The sequence below is a fragment of the Streptomyces sp. NPDC051218 genome, assembly GCF_044455475.1.
GTDB lineage: Bacteria > Actinomycetota > Actinomycetes > Streptomycetales > Streptomycetaceae > Streptomyces.
The window spans coordinates 1,032,717-1,054,551 of sequence record NZ_JBITEU010000001.1 but is presented as its reverse complement, the minus strand read 5'-3'; the positions used below and the strand labels follow the sequence as shown (position 1 = coordinate 1,054,551).

General features: G+C 71.2%; 16 protein-coding genes. 4 read left to right on the top strand and 12 right to left on the bottom strand.

Annotated features, from left to right (window positions below):
• Nucleotide 1: 1 nt before the first annotated feature.
• The 11 genes from ACIBCK_RS04775 to ACIBCK_RS04725 form a co-directional block, all read right to left on the bottom strand.
• Entirely contained in the window at nt 2-2,605 is a 2,604-nt protein-coding gene (locus ACIBCK_RS04775; RefSeq protein WP_399386700.1) for a tetratricopeptide repeat protein, read from the bottom strand.
• Nucleotides 2,602-3,921 (bottom strand): hypothetical protein, encoded by a 1,320-nt coding sequence (locus ACIBCK_RS04770; RefSeq protein ID WP_399386698.1) that lies wholly within the window; start codon nt 3,919-3,921, stop codon nt 2,602-2,604. Before ACIBCK_RS04770 ends, ACIBCK_RS04775 begins: the two co-directional genes overlap by 4 nt.
• A 39-nt stretch (nt 3,922-3,960) precedes the next feature.
• Nucleotides 3,961-4,971, bottom strand: a complete 1,011-nt coding sequence (locus ACIBCK_RS04765; protein WP_399386697.1) for a glutamate ABC transporter substrate-binding protein — start codon at nt 4,969-4,971, stop codon at nt 3,961-3,963.
• 17 nt (nt 4,972-4,988) lie between these two features.
• Entirely contained in the window at nt 4,989-6,452 is a 1,464-nt protein-coding gene (locus tag ACIBCK_RS04760) for a hypothetical protein (RefSeq protein WP_399387252.1), read from the bottom strand.
• A gap of 288 nt (nt 6,453-6,740) precedes the next feature.
• Nucleotides 6,741-7,721, bottom strand: coding sequence for an N-acetylglucosamine kinase (locus ACIBCK_RS04755; protein WP_399387250.1), 981 nt, complete (start codon nt 7,719-7,721; stop codon nt 6,741-6,743).
• A 2-nt stretch (nt 7,722-7,723) separates the two neighbouring features.
• Nucleotides 7,724-8,989 carry a 6-phospho-beta-glucosidase gene (locus ACIBCK_RS04750; protein ID WP_399386695.1) on the bottom strand — a complete coding sequence of 422 codons (1,266 nt, stop codon included), beginning with the start codon at nt 8,987-8,989 and terminating at the stop codon, nt 7,724-7,726.
• Between the two features lie 8 nt (nt 8,990-8,997).
• The gene (locus ACIBCK_RS04745; RefSeq protein ID WP_399386693.1) at nt 8,998-9,906 is read right to left on the bottom strand and encodes a carbohydrate ABC transporter permease; all 909 of its coding nucleotides are present in this window, start codon (nt 9,904-9,906) and stop codon (nt 8,998-9,000) included.
• Between the two features lie 6 nt (nt 9,907-9,912).
• Nucleotides 9,913-10,848 carry a carbohydrate ABC transporter permease gene (locus ACIBCK_RS04740; protein WP_399386691.1) on the bottom strand — a complete coding sequence of 312 codons (936 nt, stop codon included), beginning with the start codon at nt 10,846-10,848 and terminating at the stop codon, nt 9,913-9,915.
• Between the two features lie 15 nt (nt 10,849-10,863).
• A complete protein-coding gene (locus tag ACIBCK_RS04735; protein WP_399386689.1) occupies nt 10,864-12,204 on the bottom strand; it encodes an ABC transporter substrate-binding protein in 1,341 nt (446 codons plus the stop codon).
• A 53-nt stretch (nt 12,205-12,257) separates the two neighbouring features.
• A complete protein-coding gene (locus tag ACIBCK_RS04730; RefSeq protein WP_399386687.1) occupies nt 12,258-13,427 on the bottom strand; it encodes an ROK family protein in 1,170 nt (389 codons plus the stop codon).
• Nucleotides 13,428-13,611: 184 nt separating this feature from the next.
• A complete protein-coding gene (locus tag ACIBCK_RS04725) occupies nt 13,612-14,694 on the bottom strand; it encodes a mechanosensitive ion channel family protein (RefSeq protein ID WP_399386685.1) in 1,083 nt (360 codons plus the stop codon).
• A 266-nt stretch (nt 14,695-14,960) separates the two neighbouring features.
• Here ACIBCK_RS04725 and ACIBCK_RS04720 point away from each other — a divergent pair, with 266 nt between their 5' ends.
• On the top strand, nt 14,961-15,497 hold the full coding sequence (locus tag ACIBCK_RS04720; protein ID WP_389907065.1) for an HNH endonuclease: 537 nt from the start codon (nt 14,961-14,963) through the stop codon (nt 15,495-15,497).
• 66 nt (nt 15,498-15,563) lie between these two features.
• Here the strand turns inward: ACIBCK_RS04720 and ACIBCK_RS04715 are convergent, their stop codons facing one another.
• Nucleotides 15,564-18,530 (bottom strand): beta-N-acetylglucosaminidase domain-containing protein, encoded by a 2,967-nt coding sequence (locus tag ACIBCK_RS04715; protein ID WP_399387249.1) that lies wholly within the window; start codon nt 18,528-18,530, stop codon nt 15,564-15,566.
• Nucleotides 18,531-18,950: 420 nt separating this feature from the next.
• Between ACIBCK_RS04715 and ACIBCK_RS04710 the strand changes: the two genes are divergently transcribed.
• The 3 genes from ACIBCK_RS04710 to ACIBCK_RS04700 all read left to right on the top strand — a co-directional run bounded on the left by ACIBCK_RS04710 (nt 18,951) and on the right by ACIBCK_RS04700 (nt 21,769).
• The gene (locus ACIBCK_RS04710) at nt 18,951-19,187 is read left to right on the top strand and encodes a hypothetical protein (RefSeq protein ID WP_367041953.1); all 237 of its coding nucleotides are present in this window, start codon (nt 18,951-18,953) and stop codon (nt 19,185-19,187) included.
• Between the two features lie 102 nt (nt 19,188-19,289).
• Nucleotides 19,290-21,509, top strand: coding sequence for a 4-alpha-glucanotransferase (gene malQ, locus ACIBCK_RS04705; RefSeq protein WP_399387247.1), 2,220 nt, complete (start codon nt 19,290-19,292; stop codon nt 21,507-21,509).
• A 20-nt stretch (nt 21,510-21,529) separates the two neighbouring features.
• Nucleotides 21,530-21,769: a hypothetical protein gene (locus ACIBCK_RS04700; protein ID WP_363309541.1), complete on the top strand. Its 240-nt coding sequence runs from the start codon at nt 21,530-21,532 to the stop codon at nt 21,767-21,769.
• The last annotated feature ends 66 nt before the right edge of the window (nt 21,770-21,835 follow it).

The following is a 21,835-nucleotide window of genomic DNA, read 5'->3' as shown; positions in this document are numbered from 1 at the left end:
TTCACACCCACGTCCGAGGGCGGAAACGGTTGGCCCGCTCCACCAGTTCGATCCTTTCCTCGCCACCCTGTGCGAGCCGGGCAAGCGTTCGGTACGAGCGCTCCAGGCCGAACCGGAGGCCCCGCTCGTCGAGGTCGCTGCCGAGCAGCACGGTCCGCGAGCCGCCTGCCGGTGCAGCGGGTGCTGCCGGCGGGTCGGAGGCGTGACCAGGGTGCCTACCGGAGAGTACCCAGTCCAGCGCGGTACCGAGGACCTCGGTGGACAGTCGCTCGCGGCGCACCGCGTCGAGGCCGAAGCCCGCGAGGGCCTCCACCTGGCCCGCAGAGGCCGTCAGATCGTCGAGGAAGTCGCCGAGACGGCCGCCGGGCGACGGCGCGGTGCCCGGCGTCATACGGTGCCGCAGCCTCGCCCGTACGGCCGCCACCCGGGCCGCCGTGTAGTGGATCGAGGCCTCGGGCACCGACTCCAGGGTCCGCACGGCACCGCGCCGGTCGTCCGACGCGAGCTGCACGCGGGCCAGGCCGAACGCCGCGCTGACGAAGCTCGGGTCGGTGGCCCACACCAGGCGGTAGTACTCGGCCGCGTTGTCCAGCTGCTCCAGGACCTCCGCGCAGACGCCGAGGGCCAGCTTGGGGGCGGGCTCGCCGGGGAACGCGTCGTACACGGCGTCGAAGGACAGCGCCGCGTTCTCGTGGTCGCCGGTCGCCAGCGAGGCCACCCCGCGGTACCAGACCACCCGCCAGTCGTCCGGATGCTGTATCTCGAGCTCCGTCAACGCCTGTGCCGCGCCGTCCAGTTCACCCATGGCGAGGCGGGCGCGCAGTCCGCGCAGCCGCAGCTCCACGGAGTCGCTTGGCGCGGCCCGCAGCGCGGTGATCAGCTCGGCGGGCGCGGAGGCCATGAGGCCGGCCAGGAACCCGGCGTTCGGGTCGTTCGGGTCGACGCGCGGCACTGGCAGCGCGAGGGCCGTCGCGGGGGCGTCGAGCGGCCGGACGATCCGGGCGGGCGGGGCGGCCGGCGGCACCGGAGGCGGGACCCCGGGCGAGCCGTTGCCGCCCGTGCCCGCGCCCTGGCCTGCTGTCAGTTCGGGGCGCCGTGTGCGCCGCCCCGCGGGCAGTACCCGTACCCCGAACTGGGAGACGTCCCCGGTCAGTTCCGCGAACAGCTCTGTGTCCGTGACCTTCACCTCGGGCCCGAACAGCGTCGAGAGCGCGGGCCGCGGCCGACCGGTCTGGAGGGCCACGACCTCCCTCAGGACGCCCGTGAGCTGCTCCGCCATCTCCTGCGCCGAGGCGAACCTGCGGGCCGGGTCCGGGTCGGTGGCGCGCACGAGGAGGCGGTAGAACGACTCGTACGTACGGAAGACCTCGATGTTGTCGGGGTCCGGCAGGGAATCCACGAAGACGTTCGTGTACCCCTGGAAGTCGAAGGTGAGCACGGCCAGGGTGCGCGCCACCGTGTACAGGTCGGAGGCCACCGACGGGCCCAGCTCGGCGACTTCGGGGCCTTGGTAGCCGACCGTGCCGTAGATCGCCGACTCGTCGTCGTCCATGCGGCGGACCGCGCCCATGTCGATCAGCTTGAGCTGGTCCTCGGTCTGGATCGCGTTGTCGACCTTGAAGTCGCAGTACAGGAGATTGCGGCTGTGCAGATGGCCGAGGGCCTCAAGGGCCTCGATGCCGAACGCGCACGCCTGCTCCACGGGCAGCGGATCGCGCTTGCCCTGCGCCGTGCGGCGTTCGTTGGCGATCTCCTTCAGGGACTTGCCGCCGACGTACTCCATGACGATGTAGCCGTCCATGGAGCCCGTGCGCTGGTCGAGGTGCTCGACGAAGTTGTAGATGCGCACGATGTTGCTGTGCTCGATCTCGGCGAGGAAGCGGCGCTCGGAGATCGCGGCGGCCATCGCGTCCTGGTCGCCCGTGTCGAGCAGGCCCTTGAGGACCACCCAGCGGTCGGAGACCGCGCGGTCGACGGCGAGATACACCCAGCCGAGCCCGCCGTGCGCCAGACAGCCCACGACCTCGTACTGGCCGTGCACGATGTCGCCGGCGTTCAGCTTCGGCACGAACGAGTACGGGTGGCCGCACTTGGTGCAGAACCCCTCGGTGCGGCCAGGACGCTCCCCGCGCGCACGGCCCACCGGCGCCCCGCAGTCCGAGCGCGAGCAGAAGCGCTTGCGCTCGGGAACCTCGGGGTTCTCCTGCACCGCTCGGCGCGGATCGGGGCGCGGCACCTCGGGCACGAGCACCAGGCCCACGCCGAGCCTGCTGCGGCCGGACGTGCCCGCGGACGGTCCTGAGCTGCGCACCGAGACCGAGCGGGACGTCGAACTGCCGGACAGCGAGCGCGAGAGGCGGCCCGAGACCGATCTGCGGGACGACTGGGAGCGGGCGGAGCGTGACGAGGACCGCGAGCTGGACCGGGAGCTGCTGCTGGCCGAGCCCTTGCCGCCGCCGGTGATGCCGGTCGGGGGAGAGGAGACCAGGCCGGTCGGCGAGACGACCGGGGCCAGACCGCAGGTGTCGCAGTACAGCTCGCCGCCGCCCACGTCCTCGTACGACCCCGTGCATCCGGGCCGCTGGCATTTCTGCTGCTCACTCATGCTTCCCCCCTCCGGTCGGTGGGACCGCCCTGTTGCGGGACCCTCGATGCAAGGACTTCGGCGGCTGCCTGCTGATAACGAAGCACCGCCTGTTCGGCGACGCGCAGATCGCAGGGCGCGCTCCACAGCATCCGGCGCGCCGCGTCGTACCGCTCGATCAGGAACGGGTCCTCCGCGTGGCCGAGGCGGGCGACCTTCGCCTTGTACGCGTCGAGACGGCCGCGCAGCTCCGCGCGGACCGCGAGGGGCTGGGTGACGGCCGTCAACGACTCGCGGGCCCGCATGAGTTCGTCCTCGGCCTTCTCCTCCAGGGATTCCAGGAGCGGGGACAGGCGGTGCCACTGGGCGTGCCTGCGGTAGTCGGACGCCATCGCGAGCTGCTCCTGCAGCGCGGTGGAGGGGCCGCTGACGGCGGGCACCTCGGACGCGGCGATCTTGGCGAGGACCTCGCCGCGCGCGGAGCGTGCCTCGGCCAGCGTGCGGTCGGCGCGCGAGAGCACGTCACGGAGCCTGCCGAGGCGCAGCTCGGCGTCCTGCCGGACCGTGAGCACCGCGTCGATCTCCCGACGCACGTCCTCCAGGGCGCGGGCCTCGCGGTCGTACCGATCGGTGTGCGGACGGCCGCCACCGGGGGCCGAACTGCCCCGCGCGGGCTGCCAGAAGGCCAGCGGATCGGAGATCACCTGCTCGCGCAGGCGTGTCAGCTCCGCCGTGATCCGCTCCAGGTCGTCACCCGCGGGGTGCTCGCCGGGGCGTACTCCCACGGAGTGGGCGAGCTGCCGGGTGCGCTGCAGCTCGGCCGCCAGGAGGTCGATGCGGGCGGGCAGCGCGGACCAGACCGCGTCGGCGGCGACGACCATGTCGAGCGAGTGCGCGTACAGGTCGTTCATCCGCGAGACGAGCTCGATGAGCGTGAAGCGTTCGGTGAGCTTGGCGGGTCCGGTGATCGAGGCCGACGGCGCGGGGGCGGCGCCGCCGGCGACGGTGACACTCTCACCGCGCAGCAGCTCGGTCAGCTCCACCAGGTCGTCCCTGCTGGGCCAGCGTCTGCGGGCCCGCACCTCGTGCGCCGAGCGCAGGGCGGCTGCGTACGCGTCGAAGTACGCCCACAGCAGGGTGATCTGCTGCTCGGTGGACTGCCAGCGCTCCTGTGTGGTGCCGGTGAGCCCGGCGCCTTCGAGGAGCCGTCGGCCCGCGTGATCCTGAAGGGCGAGGAGCGAGGTCTCGATCGCCTCGTGCTCTGCGTCGAGGCGCGCCAGCGCACGGTCCACCTCGTCCCGGTCCATCACAGGACCGGGGGGTCCCGCGACGCTCATCGATCACCTCTCCGCTCTGCGTTGCTGTGCACGTCGGGCTCAGTCGCTGTACTTCGGCGCGGGCGGTCCCGCCGATTCACCGAGGGCCGGCTTCAGCCAGTGGTCGTAACTCTTCTGCCAGCCGCTCTTGCGGTAGTCCTCAAGGACTTGGTTGACGCGCCGCACCAGGTCGTCCTCGCCCTTCTCCGGCTTCTTCATCGCCACGCCGTAGTACTCCGTGTTGAGCGGTGCGTCGCCCTTGAGCTCGACCGTCGGGTCCTGCGCGGCCTGGCTCGCGGCGAGCGCGCTGTCGGTCACGACGGCGTCGACCTCACCGAGCTGGAGCCTTACCAGGCAGTCGAGTTGGTTCGGGACCGTAGTACCGATGTCGGCATCGAGGCCCTCCTTCTTGAGCTCCTCCAGCTTGGTGAGGGCCGTGGAACCCTTCGCGGAGCAGACCTTCTTGCCGTCCAGGGAGTCGTCGAACCCGGTGATGGACGAGGACTTGGGGGCGAGCACCTGCTGACCGGTCTTGAAGTAGGCGGTGGAGAAGGAGACTTCCTTCTCGCGGTCGCAGGTGATCGTCATGGTCCGCACCACCATGTCGACCTGGCCGCTCTGTATCGCCTTGACGCGCTGGTTGGTGGGGATGGCGCGGAAGAGCACGGCGTCGCGGTCGCCGAGGATCTCCTCGGCGATCCTGTGCGCGAGGTCGATGTCGAAGCCTTCGAGCGTCGCCGTCTTCTTGTTCGGGTCGCGGTAGCCCCAGCGGTAGCTGTTCTGGTCGACTCCGACGATGAGCTTCTTCACCGGGCGCTCGCGGATGGCATCGATCGTCGGGCCGTCCTTGTCGTCCGGCGAGAGGCTCTCCTCCGGGGTCTCGCACTCCTCGGCGCGCGCGGGCGCGGCAGCCGCGGAGCCCTGGGAGGCGCGGCCCTCGCCCTGGCCGGACTTGACCGCGCCGCCGGCCTCGGGGAGCACGATCACGAGGGAGCCCGTGAGCGCGCAGGCCACCGCCATGGCGGCAGCTCCGCCCCAGCCGCGCATCCTCGCCAGTCCTCGCGTACGCATCGTCCGCTCGCCCCCTCTCACCTGTACTCCGACAGCCTGCGCCCGACGCCGAGCACGGCGCCGGCGGCGGCGAGCACGGCGAGTACGGCGGCACCCACCGGGAGCCCGCTCATCGCTCCCTTGCCGTCCTTGGCCGCCAGCTCGAATTCGTTCCGCTCGTGCTTCAGCGCGTCGTCGAGCGCCTCGTCGACGTTGTCGAAGCACTCGCCGGTGGGCTCGTCCTCCTTGTCGCCGACGACCTTGGCGAGCGCGCCGTTGTAGTCACCCGCGTCGTCGCTGTCCCGCGCGGTCTTGTGCCGGTCCTTCCAGACCGACACGTTCTTCGCGGCCTCTTTGACGGGGTTCTCGCCCGCGGCGTTGTCGGCCACGGCCACGGCCTTGCCGAGCAGCCCGCTGTCGGCGCTGCCGAGCTGCTTCATCTGCGACTGGTAGGCGACGTCGAACTTGTCCTTGATCTCCTTCGCCGCGCCCACCTCGACGGTCTCCGCGCCCCGGCTGACCAGCGTGAGGTTCTCGTTGCTGCGGGCCTTGAGCGAGCTGATGCGGGCGTCGTTCAGGACGTTCAGGGACTTCACGCCGTTGTCGTACGAGTCGTTGAGTCCCGAGCGCGCGAAGGTGTGCCCCGCGACCAGCCAGAGCAGGACGACGGCGGAGGCGGTGGTCGCGGCGACCAGACCGTGGTTGAACACCCGGTTCGTACGGCGGTAGTTGCGGCGCTGGGCCCAGAACAGGGCGCCGAGCGCGAGCAGGCCGAGGGCGATGGCCGGCCAGGGATACGGCTTCGCGTCGTCGTAGTCCCTGCCCAGCCGCTGCTTCTCCGCGGTGTACAGCTGCTCGGCGGCCGGGAGCATCTGGGTCTGCATCTTGTCGTTCGCGTACCGCAGGTAGGCGCCGCCCAGGGGCAGGCCCTGGCGGTTGCTCGCGCGGGCGCGCTCGATCAGGCCGGTGTACTCCGGCAGGAGCTTGTTCAGCTTGCTCACCGAAGCGGCGGCCGATGATCCCGAGCCCGCGTTCGACGCGGCGTTCGCCAGTTTCTCGGAGGCCCGCTCGATGTCCGCCTTGTACCGGTCGCGTACCTCGGCCGGTTCCTGGCCGCCCGCGAGGAAGCCGCTGGACGCGGCGGTGTTGGCGTCGGCGAGGGAGCGGTAGATGGCCGCCGCGTCGTCGCTCAGCGGCTGGCTGCGGTTCAGGACGCTGTCGGCGGCGGCCGAACGGTCGGACATCTGCCAGGTGGTGACGGCGCCGAACGCCACGACGAGCAGCGCGAGGACGGCGCCGATGATTCGCAGCCTGCCCGGCTCCGTCGTCGCCGCCGCGCGCAGCCGGTCCCGGCCCTCGATCCACGCGGGGCGGCGGGGTGCGGCGCCCGGCACGGCCTGCGCGGATACCGCGGAGTCCGGCCCTGCCTGCGGCGGGACGACGGGCATCGCCGGCGCGGCCTGTCCCGGCGGCGCGGCGCTGCCGTTCGGCGGGTATGTCACCTCGACCTCGACCTCCCCCTTGGTCATCGGACGTTCACTTCCGCCCGGCGTGCGCGGTGCGGGAAGAAGTGCACGGCGGCAAGTATCGCCGTAGGGACCGACATCCGCACAGGTCTTGACTGGATCTTGTTCTGATCACTGCGCCCGGAGACCTGTACGGATCATGCGAAGCCTGCCCGGATCAGCGAAAGCCTGCCCGGATCATGCGAAGATCGCGCACCACCCCTGCCCTTGAATACGCGATCCAGTGCGGATCGGTTCCCTGCCGGGCCCATGAACTCGGCCGCCTCAGGCTCCCACGCCACTCTCGTAGTGCCCCCGCACGCGCGCGTGCACCTCGGTCGGCGCCCCCACCTGGTCAAGGCCGAGCAGCGCCGCGCCGAGCACGGGACGCGCGACGACCACCCTGGCCACCGCCTTGGGCGCCCGCTCGGCCAGCAACGCCCGCACGCGGTCGTCCAGTTGCGGATGCCGGGCGGCCAGGACGCTGCCGCCGAGCAGCACCGGGGCCTCCTCGCCGAGCAGGCCGAGGCGGTCGAGTGCCACGGTCGACATGGCGACGACCTCGTCGGCCATCCGGTCCACCAGCGAGCGTGCGACCGGGTCGCCCGCCGCCGCCGTGGCGAAGAGCACCGGCGTCAACTCGTGCCGCCGTACGGGCGCGATGGAGCCCAGGTGCAGCGCCTCGATCAGCGCGTACATGGAGGACAGGCCGAAGTGCGCGGGCAGTGCGTCGCGCAGCGCGGTCGCATCGCCGCGGCCGTCCTCCGCCCGCGCCGCGTACCAGAGCGCCTCCTCGGCGAGGCCGCCACCGCCGCCCCAGTCGCCGGAGATCCGGCCGATGGCGGGGAAGCGCGCGGTGCGCCCGTCGGGCAGCATGCCCACGCAGTTGATGCCCGCGCCGCACACCACGGCGACGCCCCGCGGCTCGGCGTCCTCCAGGAGCCCGGCCCGCAGGATGGCGAAGGTGTCGTTGCGCACGTCGACCGAAGCGCCCCACGCGCGCCGCCGCAGCGCGAGGCCCAACTCCCGCTCCTCGACCGGGAGATCGGCGTTGGCGAGACAGGCGGACACATGCCCGACGGAGTCGGTGCCCGCCTCGGCGAGCGCGCGCGTCACCGCATCCTGAAGCACGTCCACCGCGGCCTCGACGCCGACCTGCGGCGGCTGGAACCCGCCGCCGCGTGCCGAGCCGACGACTCTGCCGTCGGCCGCGACCACCGCGACGTCGGTCTTGCTGTTGCCCGCGTCGATCGCGAGCACGCTCATGCCTACGCCCACGCCAGGTGCTCCCGGTTGTGCGCGATGAGCCGGTCGGTGAGCGCTTCCGCGTACGCGTACTGGCCGACCAGCGGGTGGGCGAGCAGCGCCTTGAAGACGCGGTCGCGGCCACCGTGCAGCGCCGCCCGGAGCGCCAGGTCCTCGTAGCCGGTGACGTTCGCGATGAGGCCCGCGTACAGCGGGTCGAGCTTCGGTACGGGCAGCGGCTGGGCGCCCTTGCCGTCGACCGTGGCCTGCACCTCGATGACCGCGTCGTCCGGCAGGAACGGCAGCGTGCCGTTGTTGACGGTGTTCACCACCTGGTGGGGGCTGCCGCCGTTGCCGAGCAGCGAGGCCGCGAGGTCGACGGCCGCCTCCGAGTAGAAGGCGCCGCCGCGCTTGGCGAGCAGCTCCGGCTTCTCGTCGAGCGTCGGGTCGCCGTACATCTCCAGCAACTCACGCTCCATCGCGGCCACTTCGGCGGCGCGCGATGGCTTGGTCCGCAGCTCGTCGACCACCGCGTCGTGCTGGTAGAAGTACCGCAGGTAGTACGAGGGCACCACGCCGAGCCGGTCGACGATCTCGCGCGGCATGCGCAGGTCGGCGGCGACCGCGTCCCCGTGCTCGGCCAGGAGCCTGGGCAGGATGTCCTCGCCGCCCGGACCTCCCAGACGTACGCCTGTCTCCCACGTCAGGTGGTTGAGCCCCACGTGATCCAGGTGGACCTCGCCCGGTGAGACGTCGAGCAGCCGGGCGAACTTCCGCTGGAAGCCGATCGCCACGTTGCACAGGCCGACGGCCTTGTGACCGGCCTGGAGCAGCGCCCGCGTCACGATGCCCACCGGGTTGGTGAAGTCGATGATCCACGCGTTCGGGTTCGTACGCCGTACGCGCTCGGCGATGTCCAGGACGACGGGCACGGTGCGCAGGGCCTTCGCCAGGCCGCCCGCGCCGGTGGTCTCCTGGCCGACGCAGCCGCACTCCAGGGGCCAGGTCTCGTCCTGCTGGCGGGCCGCCTGCCCGCCGACGCGCAGCTGGAGCAGGACCGCGTCGGCGTCCGCGACGCCCGCGTCCACGTCGGAGGTGGTGACGATGCGGCCGGGATGCCCCTGCTTGGCGAAGATGCGCCGTGCCAGGCCCCCGACGAGGTCGAGACGGTCCGCGGCGGGGTCGACGAGGACGAGTTCCTCGATCGGCAGGGTGTCCCTCAACCGCGCGAATCCGTCGATGAGTTCGGGTGTGTAGGTCGACCCTCCGCCGACCACTGCGAGCTTCATATCGGTTCTCAGCCCTTTACTCCGGTGAGGGTGACGCCTTCGACGAAGGCCTTTTGTGCGAAGAAGAAGACGAGGATGACCGGCGCCATGACGAGCAGGGTCGCTGCCATGGTCATGTTCCAGTTGACGCTGTGGGCGCTCTTGAACGATTCCAGGCCGTAACTCAGTGTCCAGGCGCCGGGGTTCTGGGCGGCGTAGATCTGCGGCCCGAAGTAGTCGTTCCAGCAGTAGAAGAACTGGAAGAGCGCGATGGCGGCGATACCGGGCTTGGCCATCGGCACGACGATCTTGATCATGGTGCGGAACTCGCCGCAGCCGTCGACCTTCGCCGACTCGATGTACTCCTTGGGGATGGTCAGGAGGAACTGCCTAAGGAGGAAGATCGAGTACGCGTCGCCGAACGCCATCGGGATGATCAGCGGCCACAGTGTGCCCGACAGGTGGAACTGCTGGGCCCAGACCAAGTACATGGGGATCACGATGACCTGCGGCGGCAGCATCATCGTCGAGATGACGAGCAGCATCGCGGTGCGCCTGCCGCGGAAGCGGAACTTGGCCAGTGCGTACGCCACCGGGATCGCCGAGCAGACGGTGAAGAGGGTGCCGAGGCCCGCGTACATGAGCGAGTTGCGCCACCAGTCGAGGAAGCCCGGCGTCTCGAAAACGGCCTTGTAGTTGGACCAGTGCCAGGAGTCGGGCCACAGGTCGCCGCTCATCGCCTGCGAGTCGCTCATCACCGACGTCAGGAAGACGAAGACGAACGGCAGGACGAAGAGCAGCGCGACGGCTATCGCGACACTGTGCACGGCGATCCAGTGCAGGACCCGCTTGCGGCGGGCACGGGCGGCGGCGGGGCCGCGCTGCTTCGGGGCGGTGCCGGCGGGCGCGGCCGGCGCGCTGAGCGTCGTGGTCGTCATGAGTCCTCAGTCCTCCGCCGAGAGCAGCCCGGAGCGCTTGCGCATCAGGAGCATCGTCACGGCCATGGCGATGGCGAAGAGCACGAGCGAGAGCACGCACGCGGCGCCGGTGTTGAAGTTCTGGAAGCCCATCTGGTAGACGAGCTGGGGGACCGTGAGGGTCGAGTGGTCCGGATAGCCGGGCTGGATCACCGAGCCGGGCCCGATGTTGACGCCTGAGGCGACCTTCCCCGCGACCAGGGCCTGCGTGTAGTACTGCATGGTCTGTACGACGCCGGTGACCACCGCGAACATCACGATCGGCGTGATCGCGGGCCAGGTGACGTAACGGAACTTGGCGAACGCGCCCGCGCCGTCGAGCTCCGCGGCCTCGTACTGCTCCTTCGGCACGTCGAGCAGCGCGGCCATGAAGATCACCATCAGGTCGCCGATGCCCCACAGGGAGAGCAGTACCAGCGAGGGCTTGGCGGTGTCGGGGTCGTTGAACCAGTTGGGCCCGGAGATCCCGACCGCACCGAGGATCTCGTTCACCGGCCCGGAGCCCGGATTGAGCAGGAAGACGAAGGCGACGGTGGCGGCCACCGGCGGCGCGAGATACGGGATGTAGAAGGCGGTGCGGAAGAACCCGGCCCCCGACTTGATCTTCGTGATGAGCAGCCCGAGCGAGAGCCCGAAGACCACCCGCAGGGCCACCATGATCACGACGAGCCAGAGGGTGTTCCACAGGGCCGGGCCGAACAAGGGCATCTGCTCGAACACGTACGTCCAGTTCCTGAGACCCACGAAGGTGGGCTCCTTGATCTGGTTGTAGTGCATGAACGAGAAGTAGACGGTGGCGATCAGCGGGTACGCGAAGAAGACGCTGAAGCCGACCAGCCAGGGGGAGAGGAAACCGAGCGTGCGCAGTCTGCGGCGCGCGGGGTTGGAGAGGGTCATTGCCATGGCGGGGTCCTCAGCTCAGCTCTTCGACTGGAGGGTGTCGGCGTCGATCTGCTCGTCGAGCTTCTTCAGCCCCTTGCGCAGGTCGGGGACGCGCCCGGCCTCCACGGAGTACGCGAAGTCCATCAGGGAGACGACGTAGGCGCCGCCGTTGACGGAGGGCGGCAGGGCCTTGCTGTGCTTGTTCTCCAGGATGTCGAAGAAGGTCCGGAAGGTCGGATCGGCGTCCAGGTCGGGGGACTTGAGCGCCGCGAACGTGGAGGGCACGTTGTGGATGGCGTTCGCGAAGTTCACGACCTGCTCGGTGTCCGCGGTCAGGAACCGCACCAGTTCCCACGCCGCGTTCTGGTGCTTGCTGCTGTGCGCGATCCCGGCGACGGTGCCGGTGATGAAGCCGCGCCCGTACGTGTCGGCCTGGTCGTCCGGCACGGGCAGCGGGGCCACGCCCCAGTCGAACTTCGCCTTCGCCTCGTCCAGCATCAGACCGCGCCACTCACCGTCGAGATGCATGGCGACCTTGCCGGTGAGGAAGGCGTTCTGGCTGGACATCTCGTCGCCGAACGACATCCGGAACCGCTCCAGGTCGTTGAACCCACCCTGCGCTTCCGCGAGTTGCCGTGTGGTCTTGAAGAACTTGTACGACGACGGCTCGTCGGTGAGCCGCGCGTCACCGTCGGCGTCGAAGTACTGGGGACCCCACTGCGCGAAGAGCCGGTCCGGACTGTTCTGGTAGAAGCGGAAGTTGGGCATGAACCCGACCTGCTTGTACGAGTCCTTGCCGTCGCGGATGGTCAGCTTCTTGGCGACCTCTTCGAACTCGGACATCGTGCGGGGCGGCCGTTCGATGCCCGCCTTCTTGTAGGCGTCCTTGTTGTAGTACATCCCGAAGGCGTCCGCGAGCAGCGGCAGGGCGCACTGGCTGCCCTGGTAACTCGTGTAGTCGAGCAGCGTCTTGGGGAACGTCTTGCGCTTGTCGAGCCCGGTCTTCTTCATGAACGGGTCGAGGTCCGCCCACATCCCGGAGTCGCAGTACTGGCCGACGTTGTTGGTGGTGAAGGACGACACCACGTCCGGGGCCTTGTCGCCACCCGCGCGAAGGGCCTGGTTGACGGTCTCGTCGGACACGTTGCCGGTGGCCTGCACGTCGATGTTCGGGTGCAGCTTCTCGAAGCGGGCGATGCTGTCGTTGACGGCCTTGACCTCGCCGGGCGTCGACCAGCCGTGCCAGAACTTCAGGGTGACCGGCTCGGTCGGGTCGTCGTTCGCGCTGCCGACGCTCGGGTTGGCGCAGCCGGAGAGCAAGAGACCGGCTGCGGCGAGCGCCGCGGACGCGCAGATGGGCATGCGCCATCGCGGCATGGCGGACTTCCTTTACGGGGGAGGGGCGGTTTCGGTGGTGCGCGGGAGACGGTTCAGGCCGTGTCGAAGACCTGGTCGCGGGCCTGTGTGAGGGCCGAGCGCAGGGCGCCGGTGAGGATCGGGTCGCCGTCGAGTTCGCTGATACGGACGTCGGGGCGGGGCAGCGCGAGCCCGGTCAGCTCCTCCTCGACCCGTACGCGCAGTTTGTCGCCGCCGGCCTGGGCCACCGAGCCGGAGAGCACGACGAGTTCGGGGTCGACGACGGCGACGACCGCGGCGATGCCGGTGGCGAGGCGCCGGGCTACCTCGTCGAGCACGGAGTCGTCGGCGAAGGCGTCCGTCAACGTGGCGGCGCCATCCGCGAGTTGGCGTACGACCGGGGCGCAGACCAGGCTCTGGAAGCCGCCGCCCCCGTCCGGACCGCGCGTCGCCTCGGGGCCGCCGTGCGCCAACGGGGCTCCCGGCAGCGGCATGTAGCCGATCTCGCCCGCGCCGCCGGTCGCGCCGCGCAGCAGGGTGCCGCCGAGCACGATGGCGGCTCCGACACCGTCGTCGACCCAGGTGAGCACGTAGTTGTCGTGGTCCTGGGCCGCGCCCTCGTACTGCTCGGCGACGGCGGCGAGGTTCACGTCGTTCTCGATGTCGACGGGGGTGCCGAGGACGGCGGCGAGATCGTCGCGCAGCGTCCGCGAGTGCCAGCCCGGCAGGTGCGGGGCGTAGCGCAGCTGACCGGTGTGCGGGTCGATGGCGCCGGGGGTGCCGATGACGGCGGCCCGCAGGTCGTCGTGGCCGAGCCCCGCCTGGCGCAGCGCCTCGTCGACGGCCTCCGCGACCAGCTGGGCGGTGCGGTGGCGCACATCCTCGGCCACGGCGTCCGCCTCGACACGGGCCTGGCCGAGGACGGTGCCGGTGATGTCGGCGACGAGAGCGGTGATCCCGGTGGGATCGGCGGACAGCGCGGCGACGTGCCCGGCGCCCGGATCGATCTCGTACAGCAGCGCGTTGGGCCCAGGACGGCCGCTGAGGCTGCCGGTGGTGTGCACGAGCCCGGCCGCTTCGAGCCGCCCGAGAAGCTGCGAGGTGGTGGGCTTGGAGAGCCCGGTCAGCTCACCGATGCGGGTGCGGGTGAGGGGCCCGTGCGCGACCAGGAGGTCGAGTACGGCCCGGTCGTTCATGGCGCGCAGGACGCTGGGCGTGCCCGGAGTGCTACCTGCTGCTGCCATGACGTCACCTTACTTTGGGCGGCTCGGTCGGCCGCTAACTGTTAGGAAACTTTCCAATTGGTGAGGACCGTACGACCGGCCTGAACAGGCCGTCAATAGCGAACGCCCCCGCGGCAACCAACTCGTTACCTGCGGGGGCGTGCCGTTGCACCGGGTGCGTCCGGGGGGGTCTCCTCGGCGGGAGCTACTTCGCCAGATTCGGCGGCGGCGTGATCGGGGATGCGGCGAGGGACTGCGGCGAGGTCGTGGACGCGTACGCCGAGGGAGCCGCGACGCCCGCCGACGGGTCGCCTGCCGCCTCCTCCGTCGCCTGGAGCGGGAGGCCGCCCACGATGCGGATGCCGACCTCGTCGAACGCCTGCTTGATGCGCCAGCGCAGCTCGCGCTCCACGCTCAGGGCGTTGCCCGGCATCGTCTTCGCGGAGACCCGGACGACCATCGAGTCGAGGAGCACGCTGTCCAGGCCGAGCACCTCGACCGGGCCCCACAGGCGCTCGTTCCACGGCTCGTCCTTGGCCATGGACTCGCCGACCTCGACCAGCTTCGCCTTGACCTTCTCCAGGTCCTCGTCCGGGCGGACGGTGACGTCCACGCCCGCCGTGGACCAGCCCTGGCTGAGGTTGCCGATGCGCTTGACCTCGCCGTTGCGGACGTACCAGATCTCGCCGTTGTCGCCGCGCAGCTTGGTCACGCGCAGGCCGACCTCGATGACCTCGCCCGACGCCACGCCCGCGTCGATCGAGTCACCCACGCCGTACTGGTCCTCCAGGATCATGAAGACGCCGGAGAGGAAGTCCGTGACGAGGTTCCTGGCGCCGAAACCGATCGCCACGCCCGCGACACCCGCCGAAGCGAGCAGCGGGGCGAGGTTGATCTGGAATGTGCCCAGAATCATGAGCGCGGCGGTGCCGAGGATCAGGAACGACGCCACCGAGCGCAGCACCGAACCGATGGCCTGCGAGCGCTGGCGGCGGCGCTCCACGTTCACGAGGAGACCGCCGAGCGCCGTCCCGTTCACGGACTGCGCCGTGCGGTTCATGCGCTCGATGAGCTTGGTGATCGAGCGCCGGATGACCACGCGCAGGACGACGGCGACGGCGACGATCAGCAGGATGCGGAGCCCGATGCCCAGCCACGCCGACCAGTTCTGCTCCACCCAGCTCGCGGCGTTCGTCGCGCTCTCCTGGGCGTCCTCAAGGGTCGGGGACTTCGGCTTCGACTTGTCGTCCGGGTCCGTTCCGGCTGCTGACAGGACGGACAGGAACACAGCTGGTACCTCCAGGCATAGCGGCCTGCCCAGGAGATGCGCCGGGCAGAGACACCACACTAACGGGGCATTGTGTGTGGATCGTTGTCATCTTCGAGGGAGAGACGGTGCTCACCTGGGGAAGAAGAGGGTGTCGCACCTGTGTGGTCGAAAACACTCCGAGCCCGTTACCAGCTGATGGTGGCGCTTGGACCAGGCATGAGGGGAGACTGGCTACAGATCGTCCCGGCGCGAGCCACGCGCCGCCGGCGTACAAGGAGGCATCCGTGCCGCACGTCCTGGTCCTCAATGCGTCGTACGAGCCTCTGGGCGTCGTACCGCTCCGCCGCGCGCTCGTCCTCGTACTGGAGAACAAGGCTCTCTGCCTCGAGGAATCCGGCGCCTTCATGCACAGCGCAACGCGCACAGTCCCCGCACCCAGCGTGGTCCGCCTCAAGCGGTTCGTCCGGGTCCCTTACAGGGGGCCCGTTCCTCTGACCAGGCGGGCGCTCTTCGCCCGCGACGGCGGTCGGTGCATGTACTGCGGTGGCGTCGCAACCAGCGTCGACCACGTCATTCCGAAGAGCCGTGGCGGCCCGCACGCCTGGGAGAACGTGGTGGCGTCCTGCCGCCGCTGCAACCACACCAAGGCGGACCGTCATCTCCTGGAGCTGGGGTGGCGCCTGCGCCACAAGCCCGCGCCGCCCTCGGGCCTCGCGTGGCGCATCATCGGGACCGGGCACAGGGATCCGCGCTGGCTGCCGTACTTGCAGCCGTTCGGCGCGGACGACGCGATGGCCCGGATCGATGGCATTTCCGCCTAGGAAGCGATCCGGGCCCTGTTGTACGCGGCCGCCCGCACGGGGCCTGTACGTGGCTGTCGGCCGTCGTCAGTCAGCGGCGGCCGGGGCCACGGCATACGCCTCCACCGACCAGAGCGAGTAGCCGAAGCGGGTGGCCCGCTTGTCGCCCTGGACGCGGATGAAGCGGGTGTCGCGGGCGTCCATGCGGACCGCCTCGCGGCCGCCCTTGCCGTCCTTCACGGTGGCCGCCGTGCGCCAGGTCCTGCCGTCGGCGGAGGTCTGCACGCGGTAGCCCGCCGCGTACGCGTCCTGCCAGCGCAGGACGACCTGGCCGAGCCTGACCGGCTTCGCGAGCTCCAGCTGCCACCAGGCGCCGTCCTCGGCCGGCGACGACCAGCGGGTCTCCGGGTCGCCGTCGTTCGCGCCGGACGCGGGGAAGTCCTTCGTCTCGTCGCCCGATGACGACGCCTTCGCGCCGCGCGCCAGGTCGGGTCCCGCCGTGCGCGGGTAGGCGCGGATCGAGAGGGTGCGGGTCTGGCCGTCGAAGGTGACCGGGATCTCGTACGTTCCGGCGCGCGTGCCGGCCGGGACGCTCACGTCGACCGGGACGTCCACCCGCGTGCCGCGCGGCAGCGTCGAGTTCTCCGGGGTGCGCACCTCGATGCCCTTGGGGGCTTTCGCGGTGACCTTGCCCCGCACCGCACCGGGGCGCAGGGACGTCAGTTTCGCCGTGACCCGCTGCGGGCCGCCGCCGATCTCCGCGTCGGCCTCGGCGCGGGCCAGCGAGAAGCGGGCGGCGGGGGAGTCGGCGTACCAGGGGACGACGTGGCGGACCGTGCCCTCGGTGACCGTGACGCGCACGGCGTCGGCGCGGGGGGCTTCGGTGTCCTTGGGCTTGGCCTCCGTGAAGCCCGAGCCGGACAGGGCCCCGATGCGGCGCCAGCCCTGGCCCGGGACGTGGGCCTCGACGCTGCCCTTGGTGCCGGGGTCGGTGAGGGCCGTCACCGCCGTGAGGGGGCGGGCGCGGGGGACGCGCACCGTCGCGCGGTCCGACGCCTGCTCGCTGTCGAGCCCCGCCCACGTCTCGTACGCCTTCTGCGACCGCGTCAGGAACGGGGCGAGGACGCCCTTGCCGACGGTCACCCGGGCCGCCCTCAGGTCCTTCTGGAGCCCGGCCAGGGTGCGTGAGGCGCGCCAGGCGGCTGCGCCGTCCCCGGCGCTCTGCGCGCGCAGCATGTCGACCGCGGTCTCGCCGGCCTCCCCATAGCGCGCCAACTGCTCCACCCAGGGCCGTACTTCGGTGTCGAGGTCGGTGTCGGCGAGCCGCCGCGGCGCCTCCTTCATGACGGTGAAGGCATCCCGCAGGGCCTGTGCGGACTTGCCGATGCGGCCGGTGTCCGTCGTCGTGCGCGCGCGCCAGAAGTCGTCCATGAGCGGGCGCAGATACGCCGATTCGTCGGCGCCGAGCACGGACGAGGCGTCATTGCCCGCGAGGGCCCGCAGGGCGCCCCGCGCCTTCCTGTCGCCGCCCGAGAGGTCGTCGATCGCGGCGAGCCAGGACTCGTGCGGACGGTAGGCGCGGGGGTTCCAGGCGTAGTCGGCGGCGGTGAAGAGGGGGATGCGGGAGGCCGACGGCTGCTCCATGGCGTTGCCGAGCAGCGCCGCCGAGCCGGTGGCCACGGCGGGCTCGCGGCCGGTGTAGGGGCCGAGGAAGATACGGTCCTGCGCGAAGTCGTTGACGGGGTAGTTGTCCATCGTCACGAGCGGATGCGAGCCGAACGCCTTGCGCACGCCCGCCAGTTCACGCCCGGTGATGGTCTTGGGGACCACGCCGACGCCGGTCCACGCCACCTCGACGCGTTCGTCGAGCTCGGCCGCGATGGCGTCGCGGTACTCCGTGGAGCCGTTCTGGAAGTACTCCGTGGGCATCAGCGAGAGCGGCTTCGCCCCGGGGTGGCGCTCGGCCAGGTGCGCGGAGACGGCGTTGGCGACGCGCGACTGGGCCTTCGCGGCGGCCTCCGGTCCCGAACCGAAGGCGTCGGCGTCCGCGTCGCAGTGCCACTCGCTGTAGCTGACGTCCTGGAACTGCAGCTGGAACGCGCGTACGCCCAGGGCCCACATCGCGTCGATCTTGCGGTTCAGGGCCTTGACGTCCTTGTCGGACGACATGCACATGGCCTGGCCCGGTGCGACGGCCCAGGCGAGCGTCACGTGGTTGGCCCTGGCCCGCTCGGCGAGGGCGCGGAAGTCGGCGCGCTGCTCCGCGGGGTAGGGCTCGCGCCAGCGTGCCTGGCGGTAGAGGTCGTCGCCGGGGGCGTAGAGATAGCGGTTCTGCTTCGTGCGGCCCATGAAGTCCAGCTGGTCCAGGCGCTGTTCGCGGGTCCACGGAGTGCCGTAGAAGCCCTCGGTCATGCCGCGGACCGCGGTGCCGGGCCAGTCACGGATCTGGACGCCGGGGACGGTGGAGTTCGTCGTGCTGTTGGTGCCGTTGGTGCTTGTGGTGATCAGCTGGCGCAGGGTCTGTACGCCGTGGAAGAGGCCGTCATCGCCCGCGCCCGCGAGGGCGATGGTCTCCTGGCCGCCGATCCGCCCCACCGCGAGCCGATAGCCGCCGGACGGCAGATCACCCCGGGCGCGGGCGCCGAGCGTACGCAGAGCCTGCTCGGCGCCGGTGCCTTCGGCGCGGATGACGAGCTTCCCGCCGGCCGCCGGGAGCTGCTCGCCCTCCGCGACCTCGGTGATCCTGCTGGCTCCCGCGTCGTGGAGGAGGGTGCGCAGGGCTTCCATGGCGTACGGATCGGGGTCCTTGCCGGTGGCCAGGACGACCTCGTCGGTGACGGTGACCGGGGCTCCGGCCTTGGTCATCGACTGGGGACGCGGCCAGACCGGGGGGAGGGAGCCGTCGCTCTCGCGGTCGTCGTCGGGGGAGGTGGCGGGGGTGCCGGGTTTCCCGGGGAGGCCTGGGGCGGCGACGGCGCCGGGGGCACCGCCGAGTGCGCCTGCGATGACGGCGACGGCGATGGCCGCCGCGCCCTTCCTGCGCCGCAGTTGCACGGCCCTCTCCTCGTTGTCCTTCGTACTGATGATCACGGCTGTCGATCACGGCTGTTGATCACGTGTGGTGCGTCAGTTGTCTCAGGGTGTCACTGAGCCCACCACTCGCGTGGTGGGGGTGTCAACGGGCGTGGGTGTTGTGGGGGTTTTCTTCCGTGTGAGATCTCCGTGGGGGATCGGCGAGTTCCCCGTCGAACGCCGTGGGGGCTGGAATGCTTGCCCCCGGATCCGCGAACGGACGGGCGGTGGAGGGTGCGCGGAAGGAGGCGGAAGGAGAAGGAAGATCTTGCGTCCGAACCCCCACTCGGGGAAACGAATGTGAGCACGCGCACGTTCATACAACGGATATGTCTGCGAGCCCGCGCATTGGGTAGGGCTGCTGCCGAAGACCCGTCCTGTCCCCTGACAATGGAGCCTTACGTGCCTGCTTCCGCGAACCTCCTTCTCTCCGCTCTTTCCAAACAGGTGTCCGACCCCGACTCGGGTCTCGACGGATCCTGCTCCTGCGGCTTCCTTGAGCCGCCCCTGACCAGCGAGCCCCCGCTGGCCGACGCAGCACCCCTGACCAGCGAGCCTCCGCTCGCCGACGCCGCCCCGCTGACCAGCGAGCCGACCTCCATCGGCACCGCGTCGCACCTGGACTACATGGGGGTCTAGGTGGCCCCACCCGGAGCGACCGGCCCCGACAGCGGGCCTGCCGACGGGCCCTGCGGCCCCACCGGCCTCACCGGACTTCCGCGCCTTGCCGCCCTGCACGGCGTGGCGACTTCTTACTCCCCGTCTCCGGACCGCACCGTTCCGGCCAGCGACGCCGCGGTGATCGCCGCCCTGGCCGCCCTCGACGTGGACGCGAGCACCCCCGAGGCGGTGCGCCGCGCCCTCACGGCCCGCGAGACGGAGCTGAGCGCCCGCCTGCTGCCGCCGACGGTGGTGGCGTGGCAGGGCGGCGACCCCGAGACCCCGCCGCCCTGGGCCGGGCTGCCGCCGGGCACGCGGGTGTGCGTGGAGACGGAGGAGGGGGAGCGGCTGGAGTGGGAGATGCCGCTGCCGGATGCGGACCGCTCCGACCTCGCTGACGCGCCGCGGGGCAATCGGGTGGCTGGGCGGGAGGTATCGCCGCTGGGTGGGCGGGAGGCATCGCCGCGAAGCGGCGGGAAGAGCGAGCCACGCGTGGCGCCCGCCCTGCCACTGGGCGTCCACACGCTCCGAGCCACGACCCCGGACAACCGAACAGCCACCGCCCACCTGATCACCGCCCCGCACCGCCTGCCGCCCTCGCGCGAGAAGACGTACGGAATTCTCGTCCAGCTCTACTCCCTCCTCTCCCGCCGCTCCTGGGGCATGGGCGACCTCGGTGACCTCGCCGAGCTCGCTGCGTGGTCCGGGCGGTCCCTGCGGGCGGGGTTCGTGCAGGTCAACCCCTTGCATGCGGCTGTGCCGAAGCCGTCGGACGGGCCGTCCGACCCCTCCCCGTACCGCCCGTCCTCGCGCCGCTTCCCCGACCCGGTCCACCTCCGCGTCGAGGACATCCCCGAGTACGCCCACCTGGACGGCGAGGCCCGCGAACTGGCCGCCAACCTCACACGCCAGGCCGCCGCACTGCGCGAATCCGTGCTCCAGCAGGGCCAGTTGATCGACCGCGACGCCGTCTGGGCCCTCAAGGTCCGGGCCCTGGAGCTGATCCGCGAGGTCCCGCTCGGCCCCGGACGGCGCGCCGCCTACAACGACTTCCTCGCCGAGCACGGTGAGGACCTGGAGGACCACGCCACCTGGTGTGCGCTCGCCGAGCGACACGGCCCCGACTGGCACGCCTGGCCGGCCCCGCTGCGCGACCCCGCGTCCCCCGAATCCGCGCGCGCCCGCCGCGCGTTGATGGACCGCGTGGACTTCCACTGCCGGCTCGCCTGGCTCACCGACGCCCAGCTCGCCGCCGCGCAGCGTGCCGCGCGGGACGCGGGCATGGACATCGGCCTCGTGCACGACCTCGCGGTCGGGGTGCACCCGTCCGGCGCCGACGCGTGGGCGCAGCGGCGGCACTTCGCCGCGGGCACGTCGACCGGCGCCCCGCCCGACGCGTTCAACGCGCTCGGCCAGGACTGGGGCCTGCCGCCCTGGCGCCCGGACCGCCTCGCCGAGTCCGGATACGCCCCGTACCGCGCCTTGCTGCGCGCCCTGCTCCGGCACGCGGGCGCGATCCGCATCGACCACGTCATGGGGCTCTTCCGGCTCTGGTGGGTCCCGGAGGGCCGCGCGCCCACCGAGGGAACGTATGTCCAATACGACGCGGAGGCGATGCTCGCCGTCCTCGCCCTGGAGGCACACCGCGCGGGCGCCCTCGTCATCGGCGAGGACCTCGGCACCGTCGAACCCGGCGTCCGCGAGACCCTGCAGCGACGCGGCGTGCTCGGCACCTCCGTGCTCTGGTTCGAGCGGGACTGGGCCGGCACGGGGCGGCCGCTGCCCCCCGAGAGCTGGCGGGCGGACTGCCTGGCCACCGCCACCACCCACGACCTGCCGTCCACGGCGGCCCGCATCACCGGTGAGCACGTCCAACTCCGCGACCGGCTCGGTCTGTTGACCCGCCCCGTGGCCATCGAGCAGGCCGAGGCGGCGGCGGACGTGTCGGAGTGGCTCGCGCTGCTCTCGCGCCTCGGGATGCTGCCCGGCGGCGGCGGACACGAGCAGGAGGAGATCCGCGCCGTCCACCGCTTCCTGCTCGCCACACCGGCCCGCATGATCGGCGTATGGCTGCCGGACGCGGTCGGCGACCGCCGCCCGCAGAACCTCCCCGGCACCTGGGACCAGTATCCGAACTGGCGGCTGCCGATCGCCGACGCCGCCGGACGCCCCGTCACCCTGGAGGAACTCGCCGCCTCCCCGCGGCTCCACGCGTTCATGGATGTGTTCCGTACACGCATGGATGTTTTCCGTCCACGCGAAAGGACCCGTACGGCACCCCCGGGCGCGCGGCCCGTTTAACAGTTCGCTACGTTGGCACCGTGGACAAGAAGAACGCCCTGCGCGCCGGCGCCCTGGCTTCCGGTACGACGCTGATGATGCTGCTCATGTCGTCCCCCGCGCTCGCGCTCACGCGCGACGACGGTGACGACCCGGGTCCCGGCCTGAGCGTGATCGACACGCTCGGCCTCTATGTCGTGGCGCCCATCGTGCTGTTCCTGGTGATCGCGGGCCTCGTCATGGTCGGTGACAAGTCCCGCAAGCCGGTGAAGAAGGGCTGACGCCACTTCGTTTCCTGAGCTCTCCGTAGGGGCTCTTTGTCGACGCATGCTTTGCGTACGTCGACA

What these genes read in the sequence shown, in the direction of transcription:
- ACIBCK_RS04750 (WP_399386695.1), bottom strand. Translation starts at nt 8,989, where the DNA reads ATGAAGCTCGCAGTGGTCGGCGGAGGGTCGACCTACACACCCGAACTC.
- ACIBCK_RS04755 (WP_399387250.1), bottom strand. Translation starts at nt 7,721, where the DNA reads ATGAGCGTGCTCGCGATCGACGCGGGCAACAGCAAGACCGACGTCGCG.
- ACIBCK_RS04735 (WP_399386689.1), bottom strand. Translation starts at nt 12,204, where the DNA reads ATGCCGCGATGGCGCATGCCCATCTGCGCGTCCGCGGCGCTCGCCGCA.
- ACIBCK_RS04730 (WP_399386687.1), bottom strand. Translation starts at nt 13,427, where the DNA reads ATGGCAGCAGCAGGTAGCACTCCGGGCACGCCCAGCGTCCTGCGCGCC.
- ACIBCK_RS04740 (WP_399386691.1), bottom strand. Translation starts at nt 10,848, where the DNA reads ATGGCAATGACCCTCTCCAACCCCGCGCGCCGCAGACTGCGCACGCTC.
- ACIBCK_RS04775 (WP_399386700.1), bottom strand. Translation starts at nt 2,605, where the DNA reads ATGAGTGAGCAGCAGAAATGCCAGCGGCCCGGATGCACGGGGTCGTAC.
- ACIBCK_RS04765 (WP_399386697.1), bottom strand. Translation starts at nt 4,971, where the DNA reads ATGCGTACGCGAGGACTGGCGAGGATGCGCGGCTGGGGCGGAGCTGCC.
- ACIBCK_RS04770 (WP_399386698.1), bottom strand. Translation starts at nt 3,921, where the DNA reads ATGAGCGTCGCGGGACCCCCCGGTCCTGTGATGGACCGGGACGAGGTG.
- ACIBCK_RS04745 (WP_399386693.1), bottom strand. Translation starts at nt 9,906, where the DNA reads ATGACGACCACGACGCTCAGCGCGCCGGCCGCGCCCGCCGGCACCGCC.